Here is a 5161-nt window from a genome sequence, read left to right as displayed (position 1 = left end):
CATCTTCTGTTTCACACCCTCATTCTGAGGTCAGAAGCCGTGCTGGACGTCCTTTTCTAAAACTGAAAGATGTCAGTTTATCTTGTAGATCAACCGCGCGAAGCGCGGAGCAGAAGAAAGTACGTTGGAGCGGGGATGGAGAGGTTCCGGTGCTTTCTCAGAATCTCGCAATGTGAGCTTCAAGGTACTGAATGCGGGGGGTTTAGACCGTGCGGCGGCTGAGCTGGCTTCCGCTGGCGTATTCGCCGCCATGACGGATGGCGGCGGCCTCGACCACGTCATTGGGCACGCTGTCGTCTACGGCGACCGTGCGCCCGCCGTTCGTGGCGGTGGTGTTCAGGCGGTCGTAGTAGTCGCCGTCGGCGTCGTAGACGTTGTTGGTCTCATCGACACCCATCGCGCCGCCCGTGGCTCCTACGGCGGCCCCCACGCCTGAACCCAGCGCAGTCATGCCCAGGATGACCGGCAGGGCCAGTCCGCCCGTGGCAATGGTGGCGCCCGTCGCCAGCACACCGGCGACCGCGCCCACTGCGGCGCCCACACCCGTGCCCTTCACGGCGCCCGCTCCGGCGTCCTCGGCGGTGCCACCTTCGGCCCCGTCGGTGACCGGTGCGACCGGGGTGCGGCGATTCACGGTGGCACTTCCCATGGTCGGCGCGATGACGCCCTGGGACTGCAGGTCGGCGATGAAGGCGTCGGCAGCGGCCGTGGTCGGGAAGATGATGTGTTTCATGCCTCCAGTCTTACCCGGCGATCTCGGCTCCCCATGAGAAGGTGAGTAAGGCACTTTGCTCTGGCCCTCACGTGCCCCAGAGGACCGCCTCATCTGATCCGCCTGCCACGACCCGGCAGGGGTGCGGGCCGCCCGGCGGGGTTTAGCCGACCTGCTGCGCCTCGAACAGCCGCGTGGGCCTGATGAACTCATCCTGCGCGGCCACCAGTTGAATCTCGCGCGTACCGGCGGCGTGTGTGCGGCTCAGCAGGCCGAACAGGGCGCTCATGGACAGGCTCAGCGCCTGCGCCGACCGGCCCGCCCCCAGCGCCGCGTTCTTCAGGTAATGCCCCAGGAACAGCGCCGCAATGGCGTCCCCGGTGCCGTTGCGCGGTGGGTCCAGCGGCAGCAGTGGCGTGCGGCACAGCCACGCCCCATCATCCGTGACGACCAGCGTCTCGATGCTCTCGCCGGGCGCGCCGCTGCGGACCAAGCTGGTCAGCAGCACCACGCGCGGCCCGCTCGCCCGCATCCGCTCCCGCAGCGCGCGGGCCGCTTCCAGCGCGTGCTCCAGCGTGACCACGGTACGCCCGGTCAGGAGTTCCAGCTCGAAGTGGTTGGGCGTCACGATGTCCGCCTCCCCAATAGCCTGCGACGCGATCAATTCCGGCAGTTCCGGGCGCACGAACACCCCGCGCCCCACGTCGCCCATCACCGGATCGCAGGCGTACAGCGCCTCCGGGTTCGCGGCCCGCACGCGCCGCACGGCGTCCACGACTGCCGCGACGGTTCCCTCGCTACCCATGTACCCGCTCAGGACCGCGCCGCACTCCGGCAGCACCCCGCGCGCCTCGATCCCGTCGATCAGGTCCGCAACCGCCTCGGGCGGGAACACCGCGCCCGTCCAGGCACCGTACCCGGTGTGATTACTGAACTGCACCGTGTGAATCGCCCAGACCTCGAACCCCAGGCGTTGCAGGGGAAACACGGCGGCCGCGTTCCCCACGTGCCCGAAACTGACCCACGATTGAATGCTCAGGATGTTCTGCGGCGTGCCCGTCATGCCCGCAGGATACCCGGCCCGCGCGTCAGCCGGGCTGTCATAGGGACTGCGATTGATTCGGTGCAGTTCTGAAGCAATCCGAGCGGATGCGAGTAGGAACAACAGACGCCCCTTCGCGGTATGGAGCCGCAGGCGGTGGCTTCCCGACTGTGGCGGAATGGAGCGGCAGTCCGTATTAGGGGGCGCGCAGCGTGAGCGGCCCGAACACCCGCGCCCACAGGTCTGCCTTGTCCTGCGCGCCCTCCAGGTCCAGTGGCGTGGCGCCCGACACGGTCAGTTCCCAGCCGCCGTCCGCCGCGCGGCGCAGCGCCCCCAGCCGCGCGCTCCCCGCGTGCGAGCGGTCCAGGCCGTCCGCGACGCGCAGCACCGCCGCCAGCCGGGTCACCCGCGCCCGGTCCGGCACGCTGAGGGCCATGAACTCCGCATGCGACGGCTTTGGCGGGCTCTTGCGGTGATAGCGGGCGACCTGCGCCATCAGCTCGATTTCACGTGGACTGAAGCCCCGCAATTCCGCGTGCCGGATCAGGTACGCCGAATGCATGTGGTGCGCGCTCTGCGCCACGATCTGCCCCACCTCGTGCAGCGCGCCCGCCGCGGTCAGCAGGCTGCGGTCCTCACGATCTGCCGGTTCACCCGCCGCGTGCAGGGCGTCCAGCAGCCCCCGCGACAGCGCCGCCACCTGCCGCGAATGAGACAGGTTCGCCCCGAAACGCTCCGCGGTGGCCAGTACGCTCCGCTGCCGCGCACTCAGCGCCGACCGGTACGCCTGAAACCGCGACAGTTCCTCGATCAGCATTCCCTCGCGCAGCGCCCCTTCACTGACCGTCACCTCGGACGCGCCCAGCACCGTCAGCGCCGCGTGCAGCGTTGCCAGCCCCGCCACGACCGTATCCGCGCGCCGCTCCAGGCCCGGTATGCGCGCCCGGGCCGCCGCCTTCAGGCCCCGCGCGTGCTCCAGCAGCGCGCCCAGCTCATCCACCGTGAAACTCACGCCATTCACGCGCTCCGGCCCCTCCCCACTGCCCGCCCCGCGCCGCCCCATGATGGCAACTGCCGCCGCCTCCGCCGTTCCGCTCGACAGCACCACCCGCGTGCCGGGCCGCACCCGGAACCGCTCCGCGTACGGGGCGAGCGCCGCCCGCACCGCGTCCGTGAGTGCCTGCACCTCCTTGCGGCCCGGCACGTCCGCACGGAAGAACGCGCGCGTCATGCGAATCCCGCCCAGCGGCAGGCTCAGCACGTCACGCGGCTCCTGCCCGTCCCCCCGCACGAATTCCAGGCTGCCGCCCCCCAGGTCCAGCAGCACGTTGTCCTCACCCAACTCGACCGCGTGCGCCGCGCCCAGGTACGTCAGTTCCCCCTCGCGCTCCCCCGAGATGATCGCCGGGTACACCCCCGTGCGGGCCAGCATCCGCCCCGCCACCTCCGCGCCGTTCGGCGCCTCACGCAGCGCACTCGTGGCGTACACGTGCACCTCGGCCACGCCCGCCGCCGACGCCAGCTCCCGGAACCGCGTCAATGCCGACGCCAGCCGGTCCTCGCCCTCCGGTGTCAGGTTCCCTGCTCCGTCCAGGCACTCGCCCAGCCGCGTGCGGTCCTTCAGGGCGTCCAGCACCCGGAAGCCCCCCGCGTCCCCCTGCGCCGCCTCGGCAATCAACAGGTGACTGGAATTCGTGCCCACATCCGCAACGGCGACTCTCATGACAGGCAGCCTAGCGGCTTTTACAGGCTGGGACGGATCACGTACCGGACTTCAGAGTCTCAGTTGCCACTCGGTGAACGTGCTGTAAGGCGTGAATCCCAGCGCCACGTTGATGCCCAGCATGGGGGCGTTCTCATGGGCGTTGTGGGTCTGCATGGACCGCGCGCCGGGGCAGTGCGCCTGCGCGTGTTCCAGCATGGCGGCCTTCAGCCACTTGCCCAGGCCCTGGCCGCGCGCCTCGGGGCGCACGGCGGTCGCGCCCTGGTACACCAGCGCGGCGCGGTCCGGGTGCCAGAAGACCTCGCTGTACCCGTCGATCCGGCCGCTGCGGGTGTCCTCGGTGGCCATCAGGTAGCGCGTCTCGCCGCCTTCCTGGATCATGGCGTCCCAGGAGCGGATCATGTCGGGCGTGATGATCCAGTCGTCCTGTTCCAGTTCGCCTCTGGGGGCGGTGTTCATGACCATCATCATGTCCGCCATGCGGCTCAGGTACGCGTCCGGGATGGTCGTCCAGACGTGCAGGCGGTACGGGTCGCCGTCCGGCCGGGTCTGCCAGCGGGTCAGCAGGTCGGGGTCGAGCTCCGCGAGGGTCACGCGGCTCTGGCGCATGGGCAGCGCGGGTGTGGCTCCCAGGTTCCGGGCGAAGGCCCCGGCGGCGGGCGTGCGGCTGTCCGTGCCGAAGGTGATCATCGTGCGGCCGTGGGCCAGTGCGGCGGCGCGCACGGCGGTCCACAGGGCGCGGCCCAGCCCGGCGCGGCGGCGCTGCGGGTGCACGGTCAGGCGCACGTGGCCCAGGTGGGTATTCTGCTCGGTATCGAACGCCAGCCGCGCGTAGCCGATGGCGGCGGCGTCCCACAAGGCGAAGGTCACGTGGCGCTCGGTGGGCAGCAGCTGCGAGAGGGCCTGCGCTTCCTGCGCCGGGATCAGAGGCGGATCCTCCGGGTAGGCGGCGGCGAAACTGTCGGCCAGGAGCTGCCCGATAGCAAGCCGCTGCGCGGGCGTGGCGGTCGCCACATCGCAGGGCTGCACGCCAGGCAGCTTGACCGGCGGGGCGGGGGAGGGCTGCTCCGGCGTCTGGGCGGTGGTGGGGTTCGGCGTCATTCCTTCAGTGTCCTCCGGGCGGGTCAGGGGTGAATGCGCCAGATGGCTCAGCGTGCCGTAGGCCGGGTGCGGCTGGCAGGCGCTTTGGCCTGCGGACGTGCTCCCTTAAGCCACCGGTTTCGACGACGGTCCCCGTGTGCGCCCGCACGACCCGGCTGGAGGTCGTCTTGCCCGATCACCTTCAACTGATCCTGCTTCAGGGACTCGCGCTGGCGGACTTCACTGTGTTCGGCATTCACTGGCTGTACGCGCAAACGGGCCAGCCGGTGCTGGTCGTGGCCGGGCGGTCAGTACAGGTGGGCGCTGATCTGGGCGGCCGGGCGAATCCGACCCGCTCCAGCCTGCGCCTGTGCCGATCCTCCGGTTTCTTCACGATCCCCTGAATTCTGAACGCTTCCGTCAGGCCGAATCAGCCGCCCGTCATGCGGGCGCGCCAGACTACCTGTATGAAAAGCACCCTGACTGCCCTGCTGGCCCTCGGAACCGTCGCCCAGATCAGCACCGCTTCCGCCGCGCCGAAGATCAGCGCGCAGAGCATCATCGTGAACCCCGCCCAGCCTGACCTGAATGTCAGCGTGCGGGT

The 5161-nt window shown here is 70.0% G+C and carries 5 protein-coding genes and 1 pseudogene; 2 read left to right on the top strand and 4 right to left on the bottom strand.

Features of this window, described 5'->3' with window-relative positions; genetic code table 11:
* Positions 1–202: 202 nt before the first annotated feature.
* The 4 genes from QZ271_RS13880 to QZ271_RS13865 form a co-directional block, all read right to left on the bottom strand.
* Complete coding sequence (locus QZ271_RS13880) at positions 203–733, bottom strand: hypothetical protein (RefSeq protein ID WP_291432465.1); 531 nt, start codon at positions 731–733, stop codon at positions 203–205.
* A gap of 142 nt (positions 734–875) precedes the next feature.
* The gene (gene pdxY / locus QZ271_RS13875) at positions 876–1775 is read right to left on the bottom strand and encodes a pyridoxal kinase PdxY (RefSeq protein WP_291432464.1); all 900 of its coding nucleotides are present in this window, start codon (positions 1773–1775) and stop codon (positions 876–878) included.
* 175 nt (positions 1776–1950) lie between these two features.
* On the bottom strand, positions 1951–3477 hold the full coding sequence (locus tag QZ271_RS13870) for a Ppx/GppA phosphatase family protein (protein ID WP_291432463.1): 1527 nt from the start codon (positions 3475–3477) through the stop codon (positions 1951–1953).
* Positions 3478–3528: 51 nt separating this feature from the next.
* Positions 3529–4578 (bottom strand): GNAT family N-acetyltransferase, encoded by a 1050-nt coding sequence (locus QZ271_RS13865; RefSeq protein ID WP_291432461.1) that lies wholly within the window; start codon positions 4576–4578, stop codon positions 3529–3531.
* 167 nt (positions 4579–4745) lie between these two features.
* Here QZ271_RS13865 and QZ271_RS13860 point away from each other — a divergent pair, with 167 nt between their 5' ends.
* Together QZ271_RS13860 and QZ271_RS13855 are read left to right on the top strand one after the other, a co-directional pair.
* Positions 4746–4961 (top strand): hypothetical protein, encoded by a 216-nt coding sequence (locus tag QZ271_RS13860; RefSeq protein WP_291432460.1) that lies wholly within the window; start codon positions 4746–4748, stop codon positions 4959–4961.
* Positions 4962–5024: 63 nt separating this feature from the next.
* A pseudogene (locus QZ271_RS13855) lies at positions 5025–5161 on the top strand (S-layer protein); the annotation flags it as partial.

Source organism: Deinococcus sp., assembly GCF_018260555.1.
Taxonomy (GTDB): Bacteria; Deinococcota; Deinococci; order Deinococcales; family Deinococcaceae; genus Deinococcus.
Note: the sequence above shows the minus strand (reverse complement) of the source record. Positions and strands in the feature narration are given on the sequence as shown.

What these genes read in the sequence shown, in the direction of transcription:
- QZ271_RS13880 (WP_291432465.1), bottom strand. Translation starts at nt 733, where the DNA reads ATGAAACACATCATCTTCCCGACCACGGCCGCTGCCGACGCCTTCATC.
- pdxY (WP_291432464.1), bottom strand. Translation starts at nt 1,775, where the DNA reads ATGACGGGCACGCCGCAGAACATCCTGAGCATTCAATCGTGGGTCAGT.
- QZ271_RS13870 (WP_291432463.1), bottom strand. Translation starts at nt 3,477, where the DNA reads ATGAGAGTCGCCGTTGCGGATGTGGGCACGAATTCCAGTCACCTGTTG.
- QZ271_RS13865 (WP_291432461.1), bottom strand. Translation starts at nt 4,578, where the DNA reads ATGACGCCGAACCCCACCACCGCCCAGACGCCGGAGCAGCCCTCCCCC.